Genomic DNA, 21,520 nt, shown 5'->3' with positions numbered 1-21,520 from the left:
GAGGAAGAAAAATGAAAAAGTTTTCCATTTTGATTGCAGGTGGGGGAAGTACATTTACTCCAGGGATTGTGTTAATGTTATTGGATAACTTAGACAAATTTCCTATTCGTAAGTTAAAATTGTACGATATTGATAAAGAACGTCAAGATATCATTGCCGGAGCATGTGAAGTTATTTTAAGAGAAAAAGCTCCAGAAATTGAATTTCTCGCTACTACTGATCCGGAAGAAGCGTTTACCGACGTTGACTTCGTCATGGCCCACATTCGGGTTGGAAAATACGCTATGCGTGAATTAGATGAAAAAATTCCGTTGAAATATGGTGTGGTGGGCCAAGAAACGTGCGGTCCGGGTGGAATTGCATATGGTATGCGTTCAATCGGAGGAGTATTAGAGTTAATTGATTATATGGAAAAATACTCTCCTAATGCATGGATGCTCAATTATTCCAACCCAGCAGCGATTGTAGCTGAAGCGACGCGCCGTCTCCGTCCTCATTCGAAAGTACTCAACATTTGTGATATGCCTGTCGGGATTGAAGAACGTATGGCACGGATTTTAGGCTTAAAATCCCGCAAAGAAATGACGGTAAGATATTATGGGCTGAACCATTTTGGATGGTGGACAGATATTCGTGACAAAGAAGGAAATGATTTAATGCCTAAATTAAAGGAGCATGTTGCAAAGTACGGGTATGTTGTCAATGATAGCGGAGACAATCAGCATGTTGATGCTAGCTGGCAAGATACATTCTTAAAAGCGAGAGACGTATATGCATTAGACCCAGATACGTTGCCGAACACATATTTAAAATACTATTTATTCCCGGATGAAGTAGTGGCAAATTCTAACCCGAATTATACAAGAGCAAATGAAGTAATGGATGGACGCGAAAAATTTGTATTTACGGAATGCAAAAAAATCATTGAAAAGCAATCAACAGAAGGAAGCGCTCTTCATATTGACGAACATGCTTCATACATTGTTGATTTAGCGCGTGCCATTGCTTACAACACTCATGAAAGAATGCTGCTTATTGTAGAAAATAAAGGAGCTATTTCTAATTTTGACCCGACCGCAATGGTGGAAATTCCATGCATTGTCGGCAGCAATGGTCCTGAACCGCTATCGATCGGGGAAATCCCGCAATTCCAAAAAGGATTAATGGAACAACAAGTATCTGTGGAAAAGTTAGTGGTCGAAGCATGGATAACAAAATCTTACCAAAAATTATGGCAGGCTATCACACTATCTAAAACAGTACCAAGCGCGAAAGTAGCAAAACAAATATTAGATGATTTCACGAGTGTTGATTATCCAAAATTATACATACGCCTTCCATAAATTTGGGCATACTCAAACAAAGCAGCGGCCATCCCGGATTTCCAATCGAGAGGAAGCTGCCCAGAGAAAAAACGGCGAACAAACGAAATGAAGGAAAGAGAGACGTTCGTCCGTTTTTTGGTTTGATCATACAGCCATCGCAGCAACACATACGCGATGAACGCCGCAAACAGTTGGTTGTATACCGCATTTTCCGTCGTGCCAAACAAGGTCGGGACATTCAGATATTGCTTCACCCAACGGAAAAAGACCTCAACAGTCCAACGTTGTTGGTACATGTCGGCAATGGTTTCCGCAGACGCATGGAAGAGGTTCGTCACGACCCGAATGTCGCGGCCATTCGCATCTCGAAAGATCACCACCCGGTGACGCTTGGTGGAGCGGCATTGTTTCGTTCCCAACTGGCACGTGAAGTCGGCTTGAACCGATGAGGATGTGCTGGAAAGGCGTTTCAAGCTTTTTTTCTGATGAAGTTCGATGTTGTCCTTCATCCGAATGACAAAGAGCTGATGCTGCTCCACAAATCGATCGAGGCGTTCGATTTTGAAATACGCCCGGTCTTCCACGAGCACTTGTTGAGCGTTCGTCAACTGTTCTCCCACCGGGCCATCATGACGCAGTCCGATGGTTTCCACCACGTCTGCCGGCAACGAGGATTCCGGCGAATACGCGACGTGCAGCTTCACTCCGGCGCGTTCGCCGTGATACGGAGCCCATGGGAGGCGGTTTTTCCCGACCGTGACGGTCGTCGAATCCACCACCCGAAGCGGTTTGGGAAACCGAAGCGAACGGCGGGTTTGGCGGTTGCACTTGGAAATGATCAACGCCAACAAGCGTTTCATGATGTCATAGGGAACTTCTTTCGCTTTCTTGGATACAGTTGAATAATGGAATCGCGGCAATCCATACAGAGGCCCCACATCGGCTCCGTGGCGAAAGCTTTTCCATTGATGCATGGCGGCCAGCAGGAAGAAGTGAATCAACTCGCGCAACGTAAAGGTTCGAGACGAATCACGATACCCAACCGCTTCGGCAATCAGTTGAATCTCTTCATCCGAAACAAGTTTTTGCATCAAATTCGGGAGTGTGGTATGCTTGTTCATAGAGAGCACCTCCTGGGTTTGTTTGTGTCGTTACTCACATTCTACAGGAAAGGTGCTCTTTTTTCTATACCCTTTGGATTTTATTGGATAATCAACACGCCTGAGATGATTTAATCGAAGCAAATAAAGGATATTGGCCAGAATTACATTAAAAAAGAATACGAAACAAAAAGTACAGCACTTTGTACTTTTTGTTTCGTTCTCCTCCTTCCTTTAAAAAGTGTTAAAGCCGATGATAAAATCCCCAATATAGCCGGAATAAAATTCCCCACTTACAATAGAACCATAGTGTCAACGAGAGGAGCTATGGTTCATGATTACGAGAGGGGAATTTTTTATGATCAAAGAGATGTATGAAAGGGGAATGAGTATTTCCGATATTGCGAGGGAATTGGGGATCGATCGGAAAACCGTCCGAAAATATATTCACTCCCCCAATCCTCCTTCCAAATCCAAGCGAAAACAAAGAAAAAGCAAGTTAGATCCATTTAAGCCGTATCTTCAAAAACGAATGTTAGAAGATGGGGTGTTTAATAGCGAAAAGTTGTTTTTTGAAATTCGACAACAGGGCTATACGGGAGGAAAGACGATTTTAAAAGACTATATGAAACCTTTCCGAGAGACGGCGAAAAAGAAATACACCGTTCGTTATGAAACGCTTCCTGGCGAACAAATGCAAGTCGATTGGAAAGAAGTTGGGGAGGTCGTGATCGAAGGGAAAAAAGTCAAGTTATCGCTATTTGTGGCCACGTTAGGCTATTCGCGGATGAAATACGCGGTATTTACGACCAGCCAGGATCAGGAACACTTAATGGAATGCCTGATTCAGAGCTTCAAGTACTTTGGCGGGGTTCCGAAGAAGGTGTTATTTGACAATATGAAGACCGTTACAGACGGGCGAGAACAAGGAGTGGTGAAATGGAATCAACGATTTTCCGAATTTGCGAGTTACTATGGATTTATTCCAAAAGTATGCCGGCCTTACCGGGCCCAGACAAAGGGAAAAGTCGAACGAGCCATTCAGTATATCATGGATCACTTCTATGTGGGGACAGCGTTTGAAAGCATCGAGGAATTAAATTTCCTTCTCCATCGTTGGCTCGATCAAGTGGCGAATCGGAAGCCAAACGCCACTACCGGTATTTCTCCGCAAGAGCGTTGGGCCGAGGAGTCACTCAAGCCTCTTCCGTTGAAAGATTACGATACGAGCTATCTTTCCTATCGGAAGGTGCATTGGGATGGCAGTTTCTCCTACAAAGGGGAACAATGGCTCTTATCGGCGGAGTATGCGGGCAAAGAAATTCTGGTGAAGGAGCGATTAAATGGAGATATTCGATTGTACTTTCGAGGGGAGGAGATTTCTCACGTGGACCAACAGAAAAAAGTGATTTCATTCGCCGAAAAAATAAAAAAGAAACAAACGGAAATGGCCGCCACCATTTCGCCTGTTTCGGTGGAAGTGGATACTCGTCCATTGTCCGTTTATGACGCATTCCTGCGAGGGGAAAGCTCATGAAAGAACGAATACACGAGTATTGCCACCGACTCCATTTGCCTGTCATGGCGGAACGATGGTCCGCCATGGCAGAATACGCCTCTACTCATAATATATCATATTCAGAGTTTTTATTCCGCTTATTAGAGGCAGAAATCGTCGAAAAACAGGCACGATCGATCCAAACGCTCATCAAGCTGTCCAAACTGCCGTATCGCAAGACGATCGATACGTTTGATTTTACCGCGCAGCCTTCGGTGGATGAGCGCCGGATTCGAGAACTGCTTACGTTGTCCTTTATTGACCGGAAAGAAAATATCCTCTTTCTCGGTCCACCGGGTATTGGGAAGACACATCTGGCAATTTCGATTGGAATGGAGGCGATCGCAAGAGGATATAAAACGTATTTTATTACCGCTCACGATTTGGTCAATCAGTTAAGAAGAGCCGACCAGGAAGGAAAGTTGGAGAAAAAGCTTCGTGTCTTTGTGAAGCCAACCGTTCTCATTATTGATGAAATGGGGTATCTAAAACTGGACCCGAACAGCGCTCATTACTTATTTCAAGTGATCGCCCGGCGGTACGAGCATGCCCCGATTATCCTCACCTCCAACAAAAGCTTTGGGGAATGGGGAGAAATCGTGGGAGACTCGGTTTTGGCGACAGCGATGTTAGATCGATTACTGCATCATTCCATCATTTTCAACCTAAAGGGGGAAAGCTATCGATTACGGGAAAAGAGGCTCCAAGAAGAAAAACAGAAGGATCAATGAAAGGTCCTTCTGGGGAATTTTAAACCGGCGATTTTGGGGAAAAAATAATCGGCCTTGACAAAAGAAACAGTTATTTACTGTAGATGAGCAAATTCACTAACATAAATTTACATCCATACAAAAAAGGAGCATTCCCGTTAGGAGCTTTTCCGGGGACTTGATCAAAAAAAGCCCTCTTGGTATGATGCAGGGGTGTCAAACAATACCTACCATCATGCCAAGGAGGACTTCAGATGAATTGTACACAAAACTATAAAATTGATCAAGTTACGGAACAAACGCTTGTCGTGGGCATCGATATCGCGAAACGAACCCACTACGCCTGCTTCGTGGATGACCGGGGGCGCGTGCTTCGCAAGTCGTTCCCGATCTTCCAGTCGAAAGAGGGGTTTCAGCAGCTGTATAAAGCGATTCAGGAGGCGATGCAAGCGTTTGGGAAGTCAGAGGTGATCGTCGCGGTGGAGCCGACCGGGCACTACTGGTTGAACCTGGCCTACTTCCTCGAGGAGCACGGGATCCCGTTGGTCATGGTCAACCCGGCGCATGTGTGCCGGTCGAAAGAACTCGATGACAACCTGCCGACGAAACACGACGCCAAAGACGCCCTGGTCATTGCCAGACTGGCAAAAGACGGACGATTCCTCGTTCCCCGGCTGCTGCACGAGATCGAAGCCGATTTGCGCGTGGGAAGCACGCTCAAAGAGAAGCTCCGCAAGGAACAGACGGCGGTGAAAAACGCGATCGTCCGCTGGACGGATCGGTATTTTCCAGAGTTTTGGACCGTGTTTCGTGACTTGGGGAAAACGGCGCTTTCGGTGTTGGAGTGGACGCCGCTTCCGGCTGATATGGCCGGTCGGACCGCCGAGGAGCTCATCGAGGTGTACCGGCAAAGCAAAGGGATGAAATGCCCGCAGAAGGCCAAAATTCAGGCGTTGATCAACACCGCGAAGGACTCGATTGGGGTGACGGAAGGGACAGCGATGGCCCGGTTTGAGATCGCCGCGCTCGTCCGCCGATACCGCCAATTGGAGGCGGAGATCGCTGCACTGGACGCCGAGTTGAAGGCATTGGTTCAAACGACGATGGAGTACCAATGGTTGAAAACGGTCGACGGGTTGGGAGACGCCACGATCATCGATCTGCTGGCGGAGATCGGCAGCTTCGCCCATTATCGGGACCCGCGCCAATTGGTGAAGTTGGCGGGCCTGACGCTCAAGGAGAACTCCTCCGGCCAGCGCAAAGGGCAAAAGCACATCTCCAAACGGGGACGGAAACGGCTGCGCTCGGTGCTGTTTCGGGCGATGATTCCGCTGATTCGGCATAACAAGGCGTTTCGCGAGCTGCATGAGTATTATACGACCCGATCCGTCAATCCGCTGACCGGAAAGCAGTCCATCGTCGCCTTGTGCCGGAAGCTGTTGAATGTGCTGTTTGCGATTTGTACGAAGAAACAAGCGTTTGACGCGGAGCGAATGAAGCAGGACGTCTTGTCCCAAGTGCAACGGACGGCCTAAGGCCTCCCCCTGCGAACGGAAGAATCGTTGGACAACGAGATGACACCGGAGAAGCTGGCGTGATTTCATCCATTCGACCTTGAGTCCCTAAAGGAGCTTGGCCGGCCTCCGCCTGATGACGAGACCGAACGAGGGAATGTTGGCGCGAAGACGCCCGGAGACATGGGAGGGTTCGTCCTCATCAGCGACGCGGAGATCCAAAGGGTGCATCGAATATGCTTCCCCCCACGGCAGGAAAATATCCCCAGCCGTGGCCGCGAAGCGCACCCTAGGTCTGTAAGATATCCACAAAACTGAAAAAGGATGTAAGGGATTTTGTCGAAAAATATTTTTTGGACACCCCTGAGGGGCCGAAAAGCCTTGATACATCAACATTTCTAGAGGGAGACATGAACCCGATTCCTTGATTAGAATAGATGTGTCACCAAACCATTCTCAAGGAGGTTCATGTCTCATGAATAGACTACCACATCACCAAGGAATCGACAAGTTTTTCGCAATGTTGGGGCTGGCCCTTTATTTCTCTAAGCCGGTCATGAAACATCTCATTCATATTATCGATGCGCTGACAACGAAAGGATTTGCGGGAACCTTGACCGATCTGCATCACGAGAGCTTTCATCCCAACCATCGCGGAAGACACCCATCTCGTCACGGTGGGAGAAGAGCGTTATCGCGTGTATCGCTACGAGGGAGCGCTGAAAGGTCTCGATGATGCCGTTGTGTTGTTGGCTTGGAAAGCCGATCAGCCGATGACACCTGAACATCTTCACTGCGTCTTGAGCACCGACCGGGAGCTAAGCGATGAAGAGATCTTGCGCTACTATGCCCAGCGTTGGTCGATCGAATGCTTTTTTCGACAAGCGAAAGACCAGCTGAAGCTCGATGGGTACCGCGTTCGTCAACGTCGGGCGGTGAAACGGTATTGGATCTTGGTGCAACTCGCTTATGTGTACAGTATGGTCGAATCCAACAGCGATTTCTCTACCGGGCTTGACTTCCTTCGAAAGAAGAAAGGACATAGCCTCGTGGAGTTTATTTACGATGCAGCGAAACAAGATATTCCCATTGATGTCGTTAAAAAACAGCTTCATGTGGCATAAGGGGTACTCCGTTTGTCTCTTTTTACATGGTAATTATTGTAATGAAAATTGCTCAACTACAGTACAGTTATTTAGTAGACTTTTTTAAAGGAAGGAGGATCAAACAATGAAAATCGAAGAATTGATCAATAAACATTATAATCAACATAAATGAGACCGATTTGCATATTTTAAAGTATATTTTAAACAATAAAAGCGAATGCCACAAATTAGGAATCAACAGTTTAGCAGAAAAGTGCAATGTTTCACGCTCATCCATTTTAAGATTAGCTCAAAAGCTTGGGTTTAGTGGATATAGTGAGTTTCGTGTGTTTCTGAAATGGCAGGAACAAGAAGGAGGCAATAGTGATAAAAGCCAAGTCGAAATTTTAAGAAACGATATTCTCGAAACATTAAAATATATCAAGAAAAAGGGTTTTTCTGAAATCTGCAAATTAATCCATCACGCGCAAAGAATATTTATTTATGGAACTGGTACGGCGCAATTAGACTGTGCCTTTGAATTACAACGAATGTTTTTGGCCGTACAAAAATATTTACATGTCATTCAGGCGCAAACTGAATTGGAAATGGTAATTAAAGACCTGACTATAAATGATTTAGTCATTATTATTTCTTTTTCTGGAGATACTCCGACAATTTTTCCGGCAATTCAGTCATTGGTTGCAAAAGGAATACCATTTATTTCAGTAACAAACTTAAAAAATAATCACCTGGCAAGAATGACTCCTTTTAACTTATATGCCAATAGCTCGAGCAACGAATTAAGTGATGACACTAAGCTCAACACATTTGCTTCTTTTTTTATTATAGGAGAGATGCTTTTTAGTCACTATGTCGATTATCTTAAGCAACTGCAAAATGAAGAAAAAAATGGTGAACAACCTTGAGGAGATCGAAAAATTTGGCTCTTCACCACAAGTTGTACTTGATCATTGAAGATCGGTGTGCATAGAGAAAATAGAGGGTACAAAAAATGCGAATTTTCCTGTATGGTAAAGGTGTCCAAACCAAACCATTGGAGGAAAATTCGCATGTACGCTCAGTTTATCAAAGAACTCATCGATTTACCAGATGTTTTGATTCAAAAGGTGCGAAAAGAAGAAGAACGTTGGATTTTCGAACTTTCTCTTCCTGAACAATGCCCGTTATGTCCTGTTTGCTTGAAACGCACGATCAAAATGACAGGAAAAAAGAAGCAATGGATGCATGGGTATGCTCAACGGATCGGCATCTTTTGGGTGGAACTCCCTGTGGAGCGTAGACGTTGTTGTACATGTGGCATGACATTCAGCACGTCTTATCCCGGAATTTCCCCTCGAAGTGCAGCGACGGATGCGTTTCAGCAATGGGTGGCGCAATCTTGCATCGGAACATCCATTCAGGCGGTGGCTCGTATGCTCAAGCTTCCGTACACGACCGTTGAACGCTGGTTTTATACCCATGCCCCTTCCTTCCTATCGAATGACATCCAACCAAAGGCAGTTTGTGTCGATGAGTTTGCGTTTCGAAAAGGACATGATTACGGAGTGGCAGTCATGGATGCCGAAACGGGAGAAGTGTATGCCGTTGAAGCAGGAAAGAACGAGGAAGCCATTGGACGTGTGTTGGCTCCTGTGTCTGGTTCTGTTCAGTATGTCGTGAGTGATTTGGCTCCAGCGATGAAAAAAGCCATTCAAGGGGTGTGTCCGGAAGCGAAGCATGTGGTCGATTATTTTCATGTGATTCAATTGTTTACGGAAGCGTTGGATCGATGCCGCAAATCCTTCGGAAAAGGGAACAAGAAACATGGGCATGTTCGGCATGTTTGCCGCTTATTGACCCAGTGCCCCGAGAAACTCACCGAGGAGGAGCGCCAAACGGTGCGGGAGTGGCAGAAAGAGAGTGATTCCTTGCAGGCTGTCTATCAATCCCTTCAACATTTTCGTTATGTATCCAAAAGCCAAAACGAGCGACAAGCGAAACGTCGTTTGAACGCCTGGGTTCATCGGTATTTGTTTTGTCCTTGTTCTGCTGTTCGCGCCATCGCAAAATCACTCGTCAAACGAACAGACGAAATCATATCGTGCATTTTATCCCCTTATTCAAATGGGAAAATGGAGGGAACAAATAACAAGATCAAGCTGATGAAACGTCGGGGATACGGATACAGAAATATCCAGCGTTTTGCATTGCGGGTTCGGCTAGAAACAGCTAACATACTTTCATGACAGGTGCAAGTACAACTTTTGGTGATGAACCAAAAATTTTTTGACTTGGAACTCTCAGACCATAATGGCTAAAAGCGCTGTTTTTTTAAAGCAGCCATTTACTTTTTTTATGCAGTGCCATTGATTTTTGTCACTTGCCTGTACTTAGTGACGCTTCATGCGCATCAAACATTTTTCACTCCGGTAATCCGCGAGCCGATCATCACCATTATGTTTGTTATAGCGATGCTAAATCCTTTTTTTGCTGTATTAACAAAAGTAGCGGTAAATGATTTAGAAAACAAAAGGCATGTCAAGTTATCATATGTAACATTGTGGATGGTAGCTGCATCTCAATTGCTTATTGGAAATCTCTTTGCCAGCATCATTCTCCTATTCGGTTTGTATCAACAAAGAAAAGAACAACCAATGTTATTAAAAGAAAAGAAGTTAGAACTCAAACATAAAGAAGCATGCGTGAGACTTTTCGGGAGTACATTAGTATTTTTTCTCTCTATCGTTTGTTTATTTTTATTAATGAAAATTACATTTTAAAAACGGATAGAAAGTGGGTTGTTGAGATATGCTGAAAAAATTATTTAGCAAAAAAATAGAAACTAGAGTAGTGGAAATACATTCCCCGCTTGATGGGGAAGCAATACCGTTAGAAGAAGTTCCTGACCCTGTATTTGCTCAAAAAATGATGGGAGACGTTTTAGCGATTATTCCGAAAAACGGAAAAGTAGTTTCCCCTATTAACGGAAAGGTTGTGCAAATTTTTCCTACGAAGCATGCAGTTGGTCTCGTTTCAGAGGAAGGATTAGAAATACTTATTCATATTGGATTAGAGACTGTAGAGCTAAATGGGAAAGGATTTGAGGTTGCGGTAAGTGCCGGCGAAACAGTGAAAGTGGGAGACCCTTTACTAAATGTAGACCTCGATTATTTAGAGCAAAAACATAAAGAAATCGTAACCCCCATTGTTATTACCAATATGCTTGATAAAGCGGGAGAGTTAGAATACATCGCAAAGAATAACGTAGTAACAAGAGGGGATGTCATAATGAAATGCAGTGTAAAAGTGATTTGAACCCTATATCGATCAAAAATAGATTTTAGCATACCCGTGGTGCTAGTTGAGCTTTAGCGCTCAACTAGCCCAAGTGTAACCAGGGAATAAGCTAACAATATACCGTCTAGTGCCACTTCAAATCCGATAATCGAATTGGCTCGGATCCCCGTGATGCGATAGTGGTCAACCAGAACCGAGAACACCGTCTCGATCACTTTGCGTTTTTGTTGGATCCACTGCTCCCATGTCTCAGACGCACGATGTTTCTGGTTTTTTCGAGACGGAGTCCAAAGCGCCATTTGGTATTCTTCGTACAGCCTTTTTTGCAAGTCACGGCTAATGAATCCTTTGTCCCCAAAGTTATACGGGTGGGGAATTTGGGTCATCACGCTTTCGGCTGCGATTCGATCGTGGCAAGATGCTTCCGTCACCACATACCCCATTGGCAGCCCTTGATCGGTCACTTGAAGGTGCAGCTTCAACCCGTAGTACCATTGCTTTTTGGAAACGCAATACCCGATGTTGGCGATCTCTTGAAACCGTTTGACCCGATCCATTCTCACGGCATGACATAACTCGATTGGCAAGCTATCCACCACAGCGTAGGCATGGTGCTGCCCGCGTTTCGCCAATTCATGGCGAATCCATTTGATCGCAGATCGACAACGACGATGATACCGGGAACGTTCCAGAAACTGCCCCTTTGGGAACAAGTTCCCGATAACAAAGCGATGCCACGCCCGTTCAGAAGTAAAACCGAGCAGCTTTCCTAAAAGATGAATGGCGATGATGACAGCGTCCTGTTGCTTGACCAAATGGCGATTTCGACGATGAAGATGCACCTGAATGCATGAAAGTTGAGCAGAAACAAAAACGAAAATGGCGGCATATTGCTTTTGAATCTTGGCCCGATCTGTAGTAAAATGAAAGTGCTCTTGCATGGGGATTCTCCTTTCGAATGGTAGGTCGCACTTTCATTCTACAGGAGATCCGCCAGGCAAGGGCTATTTTTATGCTTGTCTGATTTTATCTAGCACCACGGGTGATTGATGAATATTTTTAGGCTGTTGTTTTCAATTGCCGCCCGTAAAACAACAGCCGTTTGAACGATTTCCCCTTTTTCGTTTAACGTCGTTTCGATGAAACAAAGCCCCCCAACACCTTGTCATCGCCAAATGACTCCCGCAACACATCCATATGGACCATGCCGTTTAAGAGTGGCAAAATCATCGTTGTCTCACCGACGTACGGTTTAGCATCAGCGAGGGCGCCCGCCAAATGATACGCCTTGTTTGAAAACACAACAAGATCGAACGGCTCCGTCCGTTCACCGGCCGCGATCAGTTTCGGCGCGAGCACTGCATCGCCGTGGACGCTGCGGATGACAAGCCCGCGTTCCTCAAGCTCCCGCTTTCTCCGCTCACGGACGAGAAATGTCACATCGACGCCTTTTTCGAGCAGGCGTCCGCCGAAATAGCCGCCAACCGCCCCTGCTCCCACGACAAGAACGCGCATGTTATGTATCCCCCTTTTCCCACATGTTCATAGCCAAGCCTAGGCTGGAATGGACAGCGTTTCGATGCAGACGTTGAAAAAAGGAAGAAGGGCCCCCCCTCCTTCCTTTCCAGCCGCTAGCAGCAACGCGACACTTTGCCGCCCTTGGCATTGTAGCGCGCCTCTTGCGCCTCGCAGAAAAACTCTTTCCGCGACTTGATCGGCTCACCCGGATGATGGGTTTTCATATGCTCGACATATTTTTCATAACTCGGCACGCCGACAAGCAAGTCAAGAAACTGCCGGCGATAGGCCAACACAGTTTGCAGCCATTTAGGCATAATGCTTCGCTCCTTCTCCATCGCGCGGCACGTACGGCGCTTCTTTGAGCGGCACATGTTTGTTTTGCAGCACTTTGATCCAGATGTTCAACGCCGAGATCAACATCGCAATCACAACGAGCATGAAAATCGCACACAATGTCGCATCAATGTAGTCGTTCATAATAATTTGCCGCATTTGCGCCTCATTCGTGGCCGGCGCCAAAATTTTGCCTTGGCTCAAGCTGTCTTGGAACATTTTCGCATGCGACAAGAAACCAATTTTAACGTTTTCATGGAACAGCTTTTGATACCCCGCCGTCAGCGTGACGACCAAAAGCCATATCGTCGGCACGAGCGTCACCCAAACATAAGCCTTTTTGCCCATTTTAAATAGAATGGTCGTCGCAAACAACAAGGCGATGCCCGCCAACATTTGGTTAGCGATGCCAAACAGCGGCCATAGGGTGTTGATGCCCCCAAGCGGATCGACGACGCCTTGGTACAGGAAGTAACCCCACGCCAACACACAAAGGGTCGTGGCGATCAAGTTCGAGGCAAGCGAATCCGTTTTGCCAAGCGGCTTGTAGAACGTCCCCATAATATCTTGGATCATAAAGCGGCCGACGCGCGTGCCAGCGTCAATCGTCGTCAAGATGAACAGCGCTTCGAACAGGATGGCAAAGTGATACCAGAACGCCATGAGCGCCTTGCCGCCGATGGCGCTCGATAAAATGTGCGCCATCCCAATCGCCAACGTCGGCGCCCCGCCCGTGCGCGACAACACCGTTTGCTCGCCGACGTCCTTCGCCAGCTTCGTCAGCATGTCAGGGGTGATCGTAAATCCCCACGATGACACGACTTTGGCCGCCTGAACGACATCCGTGCCGATCACTGCCGCCGGGCTGTTGATGGCAAAATACGCCCCTGGCGTCAGGACGCAAGCCGCCACCATCGCCATAACCGCCACGAACGACTCCATCAACATCGCACCGTAGCCGATCGGCCGCGCATGGCTTTCAAGCTCAATCATCTTCGGCGTCGTGCCGGATGAAACGAGCGCGTGGAACCCGGACACTGCGCCGCAGGCAATCGTGATGAACAAGAACGGGAACAAATTGCCGGCGAAGACCGGTCCTGTACCGTCGATAAATTTCGTCACTGCCGGCATTTGCAAATCCGGCATCACAACGAAAATGCCAAGCGCCAATCCGACGATGGTGCCGATTTTCAAGAATGTGCTCAAATAGTCACGCGGCGCAAGCAGCAGCCATACCGGTAGCGCCGAAGCGACAAATCCGTAAATGATCATTAAGATCGCGATCGTTTCTCCTTTGAGCGTAAACATCGCCGAAAGCGTCGGATGCTCTGCGACGTACTGACCGGCCACAATCGACAAAATCAACAACACAAATCCCCCAAGCGACGCCTCGGCAACACGACCTGGACGGATGAAGCGCATGTAAATGCCCATCAAAATCGCAATCGGAATCGTCGCGGCGATCGTAAACATCCCCCACGGGCTTCCGATAAGCGATTTCACAACAACGAGCGCCAATACGGCCAATAAAATAATCATAATGCCCAAAATGCCAAGCGCTGCGATCAAGCCCGTCACCGGACCCATTTCTTCCTTAATCATTTCGCCGAGCGACTTCCCGTTGCGGCGCATCGAAGCGAACAAAATGACAAAGTCTTGCACCGCTCCGCCGAGCACAACGCCGATCACAATCCAAAGCGTCCCAGGCAGATAGCCCATCTGCGCGGCCAAAATCGGTCCGACAAGCGGTCCCGCACCCGCAATAGCGGCAAAGTGATGGCCAAATAGCACCCATTTGTTCGTCGGAACATAGTCCTTCCCGTCATTGAACACTTCCGCTGGCGTTTTCCGGTTATCATCAAGACCAAACACTTTGCGGGCGATAAACCGGCTGTAAAACCGATAAGCGACCGCATACGTGCAGACGGCGGCGACGATCAGCCATATGGCGTTGACCGATTCGCCGCGGCTTAAAGCCAAAATGGCAAACGCTGCGGCCCCAAGGACGGAAATCAGGCCCCATAACAAAATCGATTTTATCCCCTTCACACGGCTTCCCCCTTTATTTATTTGTCAAAATCCTTTACACAACTATTATATTCATTATTCAGAAAAATTTAAAGTATTTTTTATCTTCAGCTAACATATCGTTTGGTTCTATAGGAAAGTTTTCCTGCCTTCCTATTGCAAAAAAGTATAAAACAAGTATTTTTAGTAAAAAATGTAATTACACCCATCGATTGTCTCCAGGTCCATCTGACGGTGCAACGGACAAAGCAACGATCAACTAATACTATCTCAGTAAAGGGTTCGAAAAGGTGAAAGCGATCGAAGCATTGTTATGGAGCATTGCTTTGCCTGGATTCGGGCAACTGTTGAACAAAAAGTATATAAAAGGAATTTTGTTTATTGCGTTGGAATTTGTGATTAACACCCAATCCCATTTCAATGAAGCCATCCGCCTCAGCTTTTTGGGACGTACGGATGAGGCCGCCCGCATTGTCGATATCGGATGGCTGATGTTTTATCCATGTTTATACTTTTTTGCCATGTGGGATGCGTTTAAAGACGCTGGCGGCGGGCAAACGCCGTACTCGTTTTTGCCGTTTGTCGTCTCCGCCTACTTTGTGACGGTCGGCTTGATGTACTCGTCGCACGTGACGATCGGCGGCGTGTTTTTTGGACCGATTTGGCTGCCGATCTTATCTGTCATCCCCGGGCTCTCCATTGGATGGCTGCTGCAATTTCTGCTGCTGAAATGGAAATAGCCATCCGCTTGGTGATTGCCCAGCCACAAAAGCCGCCAATTATTCATTGGCGGCTTTCGGTTTCGTCTCTTTGGCGCTTTTTCGTTTTTTTATCGTTCCCGCCACAATGACAGCGGCAACAACAAGCAACTCAAATCCATACTTCACGGCAGGATTGGCAAAATACGCCTTTAAAAACGGCTCATCGACGATCATTTTCGCCGCCGTCCAGGCGAGGACACCGGCGCCGATCGTAATAATGATTGGGAAGCGCTCGATCCATTTTAAAATAAACGTGCTGCCCCACACCATGATTGGAACAGAAATGAGCAGCCCAAGGATAACAAGGAGAAAATTTCCATGCGCGGCACCGGCGACCGCCAACACGTTGTCAAGTCCCATCAACGCATCGGCAATAATAATCGTGCGCATCGCTTCCCATAAACTTCCCCCAGCCTCGATATCATCGTGCCCCTTTTCCTCAACGAGCAGCTTGTAAGCGATCCAGACAAGTAAGAGACCGCCAACAAGCAAGAGGCCTGGAATTTTAAGAAGCCATACAACGAAAATCGTTGCTAACGCCCGAACAACAACGGCGCCGGCCGTTCCCCAAATGATGGCCTTTTTTTGCTGATGCTTTGGCAAGTTGCGGGCCGCCAATCCAATCACAATGGCGTTATCCCCTGCCAGCAAAAGATCGATAATAATGATCGACAGCAACGCCGTCCAAAACTCCGCTGACAATACATCCATGGAACAATCCCCCTTCACAAGTTATATTTTTCCTTTAGCGAAATCGGCGCCATCTTGATGACTTGTTGCAAAATAAACAGGAAGACGGTCAAATCATCGATCAAACCAAACAACGCAATCCAATCTGGAATGAGGTCAAGCGGCAACGCTATATACAAAAGCAGCAAACCGACAGAAAACAATTTTTTTCGCATTGGCACTTCATGAGAAACGAAAAATTCGAACAAAAACGGTAGAAAACGCCGGACATGGACGATGAAGCGAAGTCGTTTCCACCATTTGCGCATGTCATCCCCTCCGCTTTTTGTTCTTTTTGAAGCTGAACCTATCTTCTTTTACGATTATCTTCCCCCTTTTGTTCCATGACATGAAAGAAGGCCTTTACCATCCTTGGTAAAGGCCTTCATAAGTAAAAGAGACCTTTACCAACATCGGTAAAGGTCTCGCTAACAACGTCGCCGTTGCCAACAAAGCCGAGGGCATGCGCCCTGAACTGACGACTTTGCTGTTAAAGCTACTCCCCTTTAACAAAAGAAACTATATTCGTTTTTATATTTTCATGATATTCAATATTTATACCTGTTGTCAACTCTTTTTCTTGGCAAGAAATGAATCCAATTTATTGCCCCGCCGTAAACTTCAAACCAATGACTCCGACAAGAATGCAAAGCAAAAACGCCACCCGCAGCGCGTTGACCGGCTCGTTTAAAAACAACATGCCGACCAAGGCCGCCCCGAGCGCTCCGATTCCCGTCCACACCGCATAGGCGGTGCCGATCGGCAACGTTTTTATCGCCAGTGATAAAAAGTAAAAGCTCGCCGCCATCCCCGCAATCGTCACAACAGAAGGCCAAGGGGGCCCCCATCCGTCTTACACCGGGTCGTTATCGACGCCACTGTACGATTCAATCGCTTGATCGAGCGCCCGGTAGGCCTCAGCGAAAGCGTTTGTCGCCGATTCATCTCCCGCCTCGGCCAGCTCCATTCGCGCATTGCGCGCGTGAGTCACCGCACGGATGACATCTTCGATCATTTGCCGTTTATCCCTGGCGCTCGCTTTTAACCGTTCAAGCTCATGAATCGCCCCATCAAGACTCGTCGAGCGCGGTTCGTCAAACGATTGTTCCAGCTGCTCTTTCACACGCTCCAATATTTCTTTCATGCTCGCCCATCCTTTCTCTATTCGTTGTCATCCGCTAGTGTGGGCGATTGGCGGCAAACTATGCATTACCAAGACGCTGAAATTGTGTTTACTTATCTACGTGCACATCTTTCAAACCAGCCCAAAACGCGGCGATGATCGACAGGGCGACGATGATCATCGGCGCATACATGATCAAAAATGTTTGCATTATCCTTTTCCCCCTTCCCATTTTCCTTTAACGTACTCCTTGTTAAACACAAAGAGGCGCATAAGCAAATAAAGTGACGGAATTAATAACAGGAGGCCGGCAATAAACGCGACGATCAACGCCATAGCCATCGTCTCATTCGTAAACCCGTCATAAATCGTCAAATACGGGTATAACAAATACGGATAATGTGAAATGCCATAGGCGTAAAAGGCGAACGCGTATTGAAACAACAGCGCAATAAACGCCCAGCCGAACCGCCGCTGCCGCCAAAGCAGCCAAACGGTAATGACAAAACACAAAAAGGAAATGACCAGCATCCACGCCACATTCCATAGGTTGGCGTAATGCTCGGGATTATGGTAGCGGAGCTGGTAAATAATGAGCAGCGCTGACAACATCGTCGGCCCGCTCCAAAGAAGAGCGTAGCGGCGCAACAGCGCCCGCGCCCGTTCATCCTTGGCCTCGTCCGCATAGTACGTTAAGAAAACGGCAGAAATGTAAAGAACGCTCGTCACACTGAGCAGCACAATGCTCCATGACAACGGGCTTGCAAACAGCTTCCCATAATCCAGCGTAACGCCTGAGGCGCCTACCTCCACAAACCCGCCTTCAGAAATCGTCAACACGATGGACAGGGAGGCCGGAATAAACAACCCCGTCAATCCATAAGCGATTAAATACCAGTTCCGTTCCGTCCCCCCATACGTATGAAACGCATAGTACGAGCCGCGAATAGCTAACAAAATGATGGAGATGCTCGCCGGGACAAGCAAAATAGAACCGTAATAATACGCCGTTTTCGGAAAAAAGCCGACAATGCCGACAAAGAAAAAGACAAGAAAGACGTTCGTCACTTCCCATACAGGGGAAAGATAGCGCTGAATGATGCGGTGCAAAATATGCTGTTTGTTTGCCCAATGGCTATAGGCGCTGAAAAACCCAGCCCCGAAATCAATCGAGCCAACGATAATGTACCCGAACAAAAACAGCCATAACACCGAAATGCCAATGACTTCGAGCGTCATGGCGCCACCTCCCCATTATTGGCCCGCTCTGCCAGCTCCCGTTCAACCGGGTTGCGGCGGAACATACGGATGAGCACTATTGCGCTCGCAATTACTAACACCATATACAAAAGGCAAAACAACACAAGCATCGTATCCACATGCGCCGACGATGTCGCTCCTTCCGCCGTTTTCATATAGCCACGCAAAATCCACGGCTGCCGCCCGACTTCCGCTAAGTACCATCCCGCCTCAATCGCAACCATCGCCAGCGGCCCTCCCGCCACCAGCAGTCCAAAAAACCACTTTTTCGCCGTCCACTTCCAGCGGAAAATCGATCCGAGCCAATACGCGGCTGCGACAACCATTAAAAACACCCCGATCGTGACCATCACATCGAATAAGTAATGAATGTACAGTGGTGGGCGTTCATCTTCCGGAAATTCGTTCAGCCCGGTCACAACCGCCCCCGGGTGGTTGTGCGCCAAAATGCTTAACGCATATGGGATTTTAATGGCATACTTCACCTCGCCATCCTCTGTCAGCATGCCAAACAACACGAGCGGCGCGTGGGAGCTCGTTTCAAAATGCCATTCAGCGGCCGCCAGCTTTTCTGGCTGGTATTTGGCTAAAAATTTGCCCGATAAGTCGCCAATCAATACACTGGCTACCGAAAAAATAAAAGCTGTTTTCATCATTAAATGAAGTGCCTTGCGATGATAAATGTGACGATTGCCTTTCCATAAATGCCAAGCGGCGATCGAAGCAAGCACGAATGCTGACGTCATATACGAAGTCGCCAGCACATGGGCGACTTTCGTCGGCATCGCTGGGTTGAACATAGCCGCGATTGGATCGATGTTGACAAGCTCGCCGTTTTTAAATTCAAACCCTTGCGGCGTATTCATAAACGCGTTCACCATCGTAATAAACATGGCTGATGCTGAAGACCCGATTGCCACCGGGATAAGCAAAAGCAAATGTTTTTTCTGATTTTCGAACCGATCCCATGTATACAAATAAATGCCGAGGAAAATGGCTTCAAAAAAGAAGGCGAACGTCTCCATGAACAGCGGCAAGCTGATCACTTGGCCAGCCAGCTGCATAAAGTTCGGCCATAAAAGCGACAGCTGCAAGCCGATCGCTGTTCCTGTCACCACGCCGACCGCTACGGTGATGACAAAACCGCGCGTCCAGCGGCGAGCGAGTAAGATGTAATGCATATCATTTTTGCGAATCCCAACCCACTGGGCAATGGCGATCATCAGTGGAACCCCGACGCCGATCGTGGCATAAATGATGTGGACCGTCAGCGTCAATCCCGTCAAAATACGGCTAAGCAGCACCGGATCGTAACCGTTCACGATTCATCCCCCCTTATGAAAACAAGCGACCAATCAAGGAAAGCAAGACAATAGTCGCAACAGCAAAGCTAACGAACACAAGCGTTTTTTCATGCCGCTTCCACATATCTACCCCCCCGAGCGAACAAACAGTGGTGAAGAATTTGTGACAATCATCACAAATTATCCACTCCATATTATTTCATAAAATCGGGGACGCTATCCGGCATGATTTCGAATAATTTGTGTCATTTTTCACATATTCATCGTGACAAACAAAAAAAGCAGGAGATCCCTGCCCTCATGTTATAAATATTTCCGATGCACCGTTTTCCCGTCATACGTAAACAACATCGGCTTTTCCTCGACGACCGTCTCCATATGGACCGGACGGCCCCACAACTGATAAATGTATGGGAGCACTTTTTCTAAATACTTCAGATCGAGTTCGATTCCTTCATACCAATGCTTCAAATACAACTCTCCGTTGCGCATATAATCGCCGTCATTGACCGTGATATACGGGAATCCACCGTTCACCCGCATGCTGACGAGTTGGTCGCGGATATGATCCCAGTTTTTGTCGACGATTTTATATTCTTTCCCCTGTTTTTGGAACAAATACATATCTTCGCGCATAACGAGCTCTTTCGTTAAATAGTTGCGCAAAAACGAAATGTCGGATTCGAGTTCGCGCACTTCAAAAATTTTCGCCCTCCCCGACCCCGGCTTGACGCCGTATTTTTTCATCTCCTCAGTCGGGTTGTTCCACCGCTCTTCAATGTCTTCAAAAATTTTCAGTCCTAAATAATACGGATTGATGCCAGTGCGCGACGGTTGCACGACGTTGGCGTTCAGTTTCGCAAATTCAATCGCCTCATCGCTCGTCAAATCCATCTCGCGCAAAATGCGCTGATGCCAATACGTCGCCCATCCTTCGTTCATGATTTTCGTCTCCAGCTGCGGCCAAAAATAAAGCATTTCCTCGCGCATCATCGTTAAAATGTCGCGTTGCCAATCCTCCAGTTCGCGGCTGTATTCTTCAATGAACAATAGCACATCTTTTTCCGGTTGCGGCGGAAACTTGCGCCGTTTTTTTCGCGGCGGCGTTTTCAGTTTGTCTCGCTCGTCAAGCGACCATAAATCGTCGTACGGCGTCGATGTTTTCGGAGGCTCCTCCTCTTCGTACACTTCCGTATCTTCCCACGTCCATGACAGCTTCGGCCGCAGGAGCGAGGGATCGATATGCTCCTGAATGGCCAAGACGGCATCCAAAAATTTTTCCACTTCCAATTTTCCGTATTGATGTTCATAATGCTTGATCCGCTCCGCTGTCGCCGCCATGCTTTCCACCATATCGCGCTTCGTGTTGCTGAAGCGGACGTTGTTTTTGAAAAAGTCGCTGTGGGCCAACACATGGGCGACGATCAGCTTATTTTGGATGAGCGTATTCGTATCGAGCAAAAACGCGTAGCAAGGGTCCGAATTGATGATGAGCTCGTAAATTTTGCTTAACCCTAAATCATAATGAAGCTTCATTTTGTAAAACTGTTTCCCAAAGCTCCAGTGGGAAAATCGCGTCGGCATCCCATAGGCACCAAACGTATAAAGAATGTCCGCCGGGCAAATTTCATAACGCATTGGATAAAAATCAAGGCCAAATCCTTCCGCAATTTCCGTAATTTCCGCAATCGCCCGTTCCAACTCTTTCAGCTCGTCCTGCCGCATCCATCTCCCCCCCTTTTTCCTCTTATCACAATGTATGAGGGAAACGGTGTTTTGATACGTTCCATCGTTTGGCATGAACGCGCAGCGCCCCATTTTCATTTGTGGACCGTTGGTTTATAATGGTCATATACAAGAAATCGCGGC

Annotated in this window: 18 protein-coding genes and 4 pseudogenes; 10 read left to right on the top strand and 12 right to left on the bottom strand. The window is 47.3% G+C overall.

The window, feature by feature from the left end; genetic code table 11:
• Nucleotides 1-11 precede the first annotated feature (11 nt).
• Complete coding sequence (locus NSQ51_RS03065) at nucleotides 12-1,343, top strand: 6-phospho-alpha-glucosidase (RefSeq protein ID WP_121649964.1); 1,332 nt, start codon at nucleotides 12-14, stop codon at nucleotides 1,341-1,343.
• On the opposite strand, the gene NSQ51_RS03060 is transcribed toward NSQ51_RS03065, so the two are convergent.
• A complete protein-coding gene (locus NSQ51_RS03060) occupies nucleotides 1,313-2,446 on the bottom strand; it encodes an IS4-like element IS5377 family transposase (protein WP_342462729.1) in 1,134 nt (377 codons plus the stop codon). The genes NSQ51_RS03065 and NSQ51_RS03060 overlap by 31 nt on opposite strands.
• A gap of 313 nt (nucleotides 2,447-2,759) precedes the next feature.
• On the opposite strand from NSQ51_RS03060, the gene istA reads away from it, so the two are divergent.
• The 8 genes and pseudogenes from istA to NSQ51_RS03020 all read left to right on the top strand — a co-directional run bounded on the left by istA (nucleotide 2,760) and on the right by NSQ51_RS03020 (nucleotide 10,610).
• Nucleotides 2,760-3,962: an IS21-like element IS5376 family transposase gene (gene istA / locus NSQ51_RS03055; RefSeq protein ID WP_053532453.1), complete on the top strand. Its 1,203-nt coding sequence runs from the start codon at nucleotides 2,760-2,762 to the stop codon at nucleotides 3,960-3,962.
• The gene (gene istB, locus NSQ51_RS03050; protein ID WP_047817696.1) at nucleotides 3,959-4,714 is read left to right on the top strand and encodes an IS21-like element IS5376 family helper ATPase IstB; all 756 of its coding nucleotides are present in this window, start codon (nucleotides 3,959-3,961) and stop codon (nucleotides 4,712-4,714) included. Before istA ends, istB begins: the two co-directional genes overlap by 4 nt.
• A gap of 233 nt (nucleotides 4,715-4,947) precedes the next feature.
• Nucleotides 4,948-6,228: an IS110 family transposase gene (locus tag NSQ51_RS03045; RefSeq protein WP_342462728.1), complete on the top strand. Its 1,281-nt coding sequence runs from the start codon at nucleotides 4,948-4,950 to the stop codon at nucleotides 6,226-6,228.
• A 454-nt stretch (nucleotides 6,229-6,682) separates the two neighbouring features.
• Nucleotides 6,683-7,331 (top strand): annotated as a pseudogene (locus NSQ51_RS03040) (transposase).
• A 106-nt stretch (nucleotides 7,332-7,437) separates the two neighbouring features.
• Nucleotides 7,438-8,221: pseudogene (locus NSQ51_RS03035) on the top strand (MurR/RpiR family transcriptional regulator).
• Nucleotides 8,222-8,365: 144 nt separating this feature from the next.
• Nucleotides 8,366-9,541 (top strand): ISL3 family transposase, encoded by a 1,176-nt coding sequence (locus NSQ51_RS03030; RefSeq protein WP_050367390.1) that lies wholly within the window; start codon nucleotides 8,366-8,368, stop codon nucleotides 9,539-9,541.
• Nucleotides 9,542-9,688: 147 nt separating this feature from the next.
• A complete protein-coding gene (locus NSQ51_RS03025; protein ID WP_233434080.1) occupies nucleotides 9,689-10,075 on the top strand; it encodes a hypothetical protein in 387 nt (128 codons plus the stop codon).
• 28 nt (nucleotides 10,076-10,103) lie between these two features.
• Entirely contained in the window at nucleotides 10,104-10,610 is a 507-nt protein-coding gene (locus NSQ51_RS03020) for a PTS glucose transporter subunit IIA (RefSeq protein WP_049626649.1), read from the top strand.
• A 53-nt stretch (nucleotides 10,611-10,663) separates the two neighbouring features.
• Here NSQ51_RS03020 and NSQ51_RS03015 read toward each other — a convergent pair whose 3' ends face one another.
• The 4 genes and pseudogenes from NSQ51_RS03015 to NSQ51_RS03000 all read right to left on the bottom strand — a co-directional run bounded on the left by NSQ51_RS03015 (nucleotide 10,664) and on the right by NSQ51_RS03000 (nucleotide 14,495).
• Complete coding sequence (locus NSQ51_RS03015) at nucleotides 10,664-11,533, bottom strand: IS982 family transposase (RefSeq protein ID WP_339240106.1); 870 nt, start codon at nucleotides 11,531-11,533, stop codon at nucleotides 10,664-10,666.
• A gap of 155 nt (nucleotides 11,534-11,688) precedes the next feature.
• A pseudogene (locus tag NSQ51_RS03010) lies at nucleotides 11,689-12,107 on the bottom strand (2-dehydropantoate 2-reductase N-terminal domain-containing protein); the annotation flags it as partial.
• A 116-nt stretch (nucleotides 12,108-12,223) separates the two neighbouring features.
• Entirely contained in the window at nucleotides 12,224-12,427 is a 204-nt protein-coding gene (locus NSQ51_RS03005; protein ID WP_015374005.1) for a YbdD/YjiX family protein, read from the bottom strand.
• Complete coding sequence (locus tag NSQ51_RS03000) at nucleotides 12,420-14,495, bottom strand: carbon starvation CstA family protein (RefSeq protein ID WP_064213541.1); 2,076 nt, start codon at nucleotides 14,493-14,495, stop codon at nucleotides 12,420-12,422. The genes NSQ51_RS03005 and NSQ51_RS03000 overlap by 8 nt, the downstream gene beginning before the upstream one ends.
• 269 nt (nucleotides 14,496-14,764) lie before the next feature.
• Here NSQ51_RS03000 and NSQ51_RS02995 point away from each other — a divergent pair, with 269 nt between their 5' ends.
• Nucleotides 14,765-15,214 carry a hypothetical protein gene (locus NSQ51_RS02995; protein WP_014194961.1) on the top strand — a complete coding sequence of 150 codons (450 nt, stop codon included), beginning with the start codon at nucleotides 14,765-14,767 and terminating at the stop codon, nucleotides 15,212-15,214.
• A 39-nt stretch (nucleotides 15,215-15,253) separates the two neighbouring features.
• Here NSQ51_RS02995 and NSQ51_RS02990 read toward each other — a convergent pair whose 3' ends face one another.
• From NSQ51_RS02990 to NSQ51_RS02960, 7 genes and pseudogenes are all read right to left on the bottom strand, one after another.
• Nucleotides 15,254-15,946: a TerC family protein gene (locus NSQ51_RS02990; RefSeq protein ID WP_033013876.1), complete on the bottom strand. Its 693-nt coding sequence runs from the start codon at nucleotides 15,944-15,946 to the stop codon at nucleotides 15,254-15,256.
• A gap of 14 nt (nucleotides 15,947-15,960) precedes the next feature.
• On the bottom strand, nucleotides 15,961-16,233 hold the full coding sequence (locus NSQ51_RS02985; protein ID WP_033013877.1) for a YkvA family protein: 273 nt from the start codon (nucleotides 16,231-16,233) through the stop codon (nucleotides 15,961-15,963).
• A gap of 332 nt (nucleotides 16,234-16,565) precedes the next feature.
• A pseudogene (locus NSQ51_RS02980) lies at nucleotides 16,566-16,799 on the bottom strand (multidrug efflux SMR transporter); the annotation flags it as partial.
• Between the two features lie 18 nt (nucleotides 16,800-16,817).
• Nucleotides 16,818-17,108, bottom strand: a complete 291-nt coding sequence (locus tag NSQ51_RS02975) for a hypothetical protein (RefSeq protein WP_033013879.1) — start codon at nucleotides 17,106-17,108, stop codon at nucleotides 16,818-16,820.
• A 189-nt stretch (nucleotides 17,109-17,297) separates the two neighbouring features.
• Nucleotides 17,298-18,326 carry a cytochrome d ubiquinol oxidase subunit II gene (locus NSQ51_RS02970; RefSeq protein WP_049625099.1) on the bottom strand — a complete coding sequence of 343 codons (1,029 nt, stop codon included), beginning with the start codon at nucleotides 18,324-18,326 and terminating at the stop codon, nucleotides 17,298-17,300.
• On the bottom strand, nucleotides 18,323-19,669 hold the full coding sequence (locus tag NSQ51_RS02965) for a cytochrome ubiquinol oxidase subunit I (RefSeq protein WP_064213539.1): 1,347 nt from the start codon (nucleotides 19,667-19,669) through the stop codon (nucleotides 18,323-18,325). Before NSQ51_RS02965 ends, NSQ51_RS02970 begins: the two co-directional genes overlap by 4 nt.
• A 285-nt stretch (nucleotides 19,670-19,954) precedes the next feature.
• Nucleotides 19,955-21,376 carry a SpoVR family protein gene (locus NSQ51_RS02960; RefSeq protein ID WP_049625101.1) on the bottom strand — a complete coding sequence of 474 codons (1,422 nt, stop codon included), beginning with the start codon at nucleotides 21,374-21,376 and terminating at the stop codon, nucleotides 19,955-19,957.
• Nucleotides 21,377-21,520 lie beyond the last annotated feature (144 nt).

This window comes from Geobacillus sp. FSL K6-0789 (assembly GCF_038593135.1).
GTDB classification, from domain to species: domain Bacteria; phylum Bacillota; class Bacilli; order Bacillales; family Anoxybacillaceae; genus Geobacillus; species Geobacillus stearothermophilus.
Note: the sequence above shows the minus strand (reverse complement) of the source record. Positions and strands in the feature narration are given on the sequence as shown.

Excerpts from the sequence above, each read along its gene's own strand:
- istA (WP_053532453.1), top strand. The coding sequence starts at position 2,760 with ATGATTACGAGAGGGGAATTTTTTATGATCAAAGAGATGTATGAAAGG.
- NSQ51_RS02970 (WP_049625099.1), bottom strand. The coding sequence starts at position 18,326 with ATGACGCTCGAAGTCATTGGCATTTCGGTGTTATGGCTGTTTTTGTTC.
- NSQ51_RS02985 (WP_033013877.1), bottom strand. The coding sequence starts at position 16,233 with ATGCGCAAATGGTGGAAACGACTTCGCTTCATCGTCCATGTCCGGCGT.
- NSQ51_RS03005 (WP_015374005.1), bottom strand. The coding sequence starts at position 12,427 with ATGCCTAAATGGCTGCAAACTGTGTTGGCCTATCGCCGGCAGTTTCTT.
- NSQ51_RS02975 (WP_033013879.1), bottom strand. The coding sequence starts at position 17,108 with ATGAAAGAAATATTGGAGCGTGTGAAAGAGCAGCTGGAACAATCGTTT.
- NSQ51_RS03015 (WP_339240106.1), bottom strand. The coding sequence starts at position 11,533 with ATGCAAGAGCACTTTCATTTTACTACAGATCGGGCCAAGATTCAAAAG.
- istB (WP_047817696.1), top strand. The coding sequence starts at position 3,959 with ATGAAAGAACGAATACACGAGTATTGCCACCGACTCCATTTGCCTGTC.
- NSQ51_RS03045 (WP_342462728.1), top strand. The coding sequence starts at position 4,948 with ATGAATTGTACACAAAACTATAAAATTGATCAAGTTACGGAACAAACG.
- NSQ51_RS03020 (WP_049626649.1), top strand. The coding sequence starts at position 10,104 with ATGCTGAAAAAATTATTTAGCAAAAAAATAGAAACTAGAGTAGTGGAA.
- NSQ51_RS02990 (WP_033013876.1), bottom strand. The coding sequence starts at position 15,946 with ATGGATGTATTGTCAGCGGAGTTTTGGACGGCGTTGCTGTCGATCATT.
- NSQ51_RS02960 (WP_049625101.1), bottom strand. The coding sequence starts at position 21,376 with ATGCGGCAGGACGAGCTGAAAGAGTTGGAACGGGCGATTGCGGAAATT.
- NSQ51_RS03030 (WP_050367390.1), top strand. The coding sequence starts at position 8,366 with ATGTACGCTCAGTTTATCAAAGAACTCATCGATTTACCAGATGTTTTG.
- NSQ51_RS03065 (WP_121649964.1), top strand. The coding sequence starts at position 12 with ATGAAAAAGTTTTCCATTTTGATTGCAGGTGGGGGAAGTACATTTACT.
- NSQ51_RS03060 (WP_342462729.1), bottom strand. The coding sequence starts at position 2,446 with ATGAACAAGCATACCACACTCCCGAATTTGATGCAAAAACTTGTTTCG.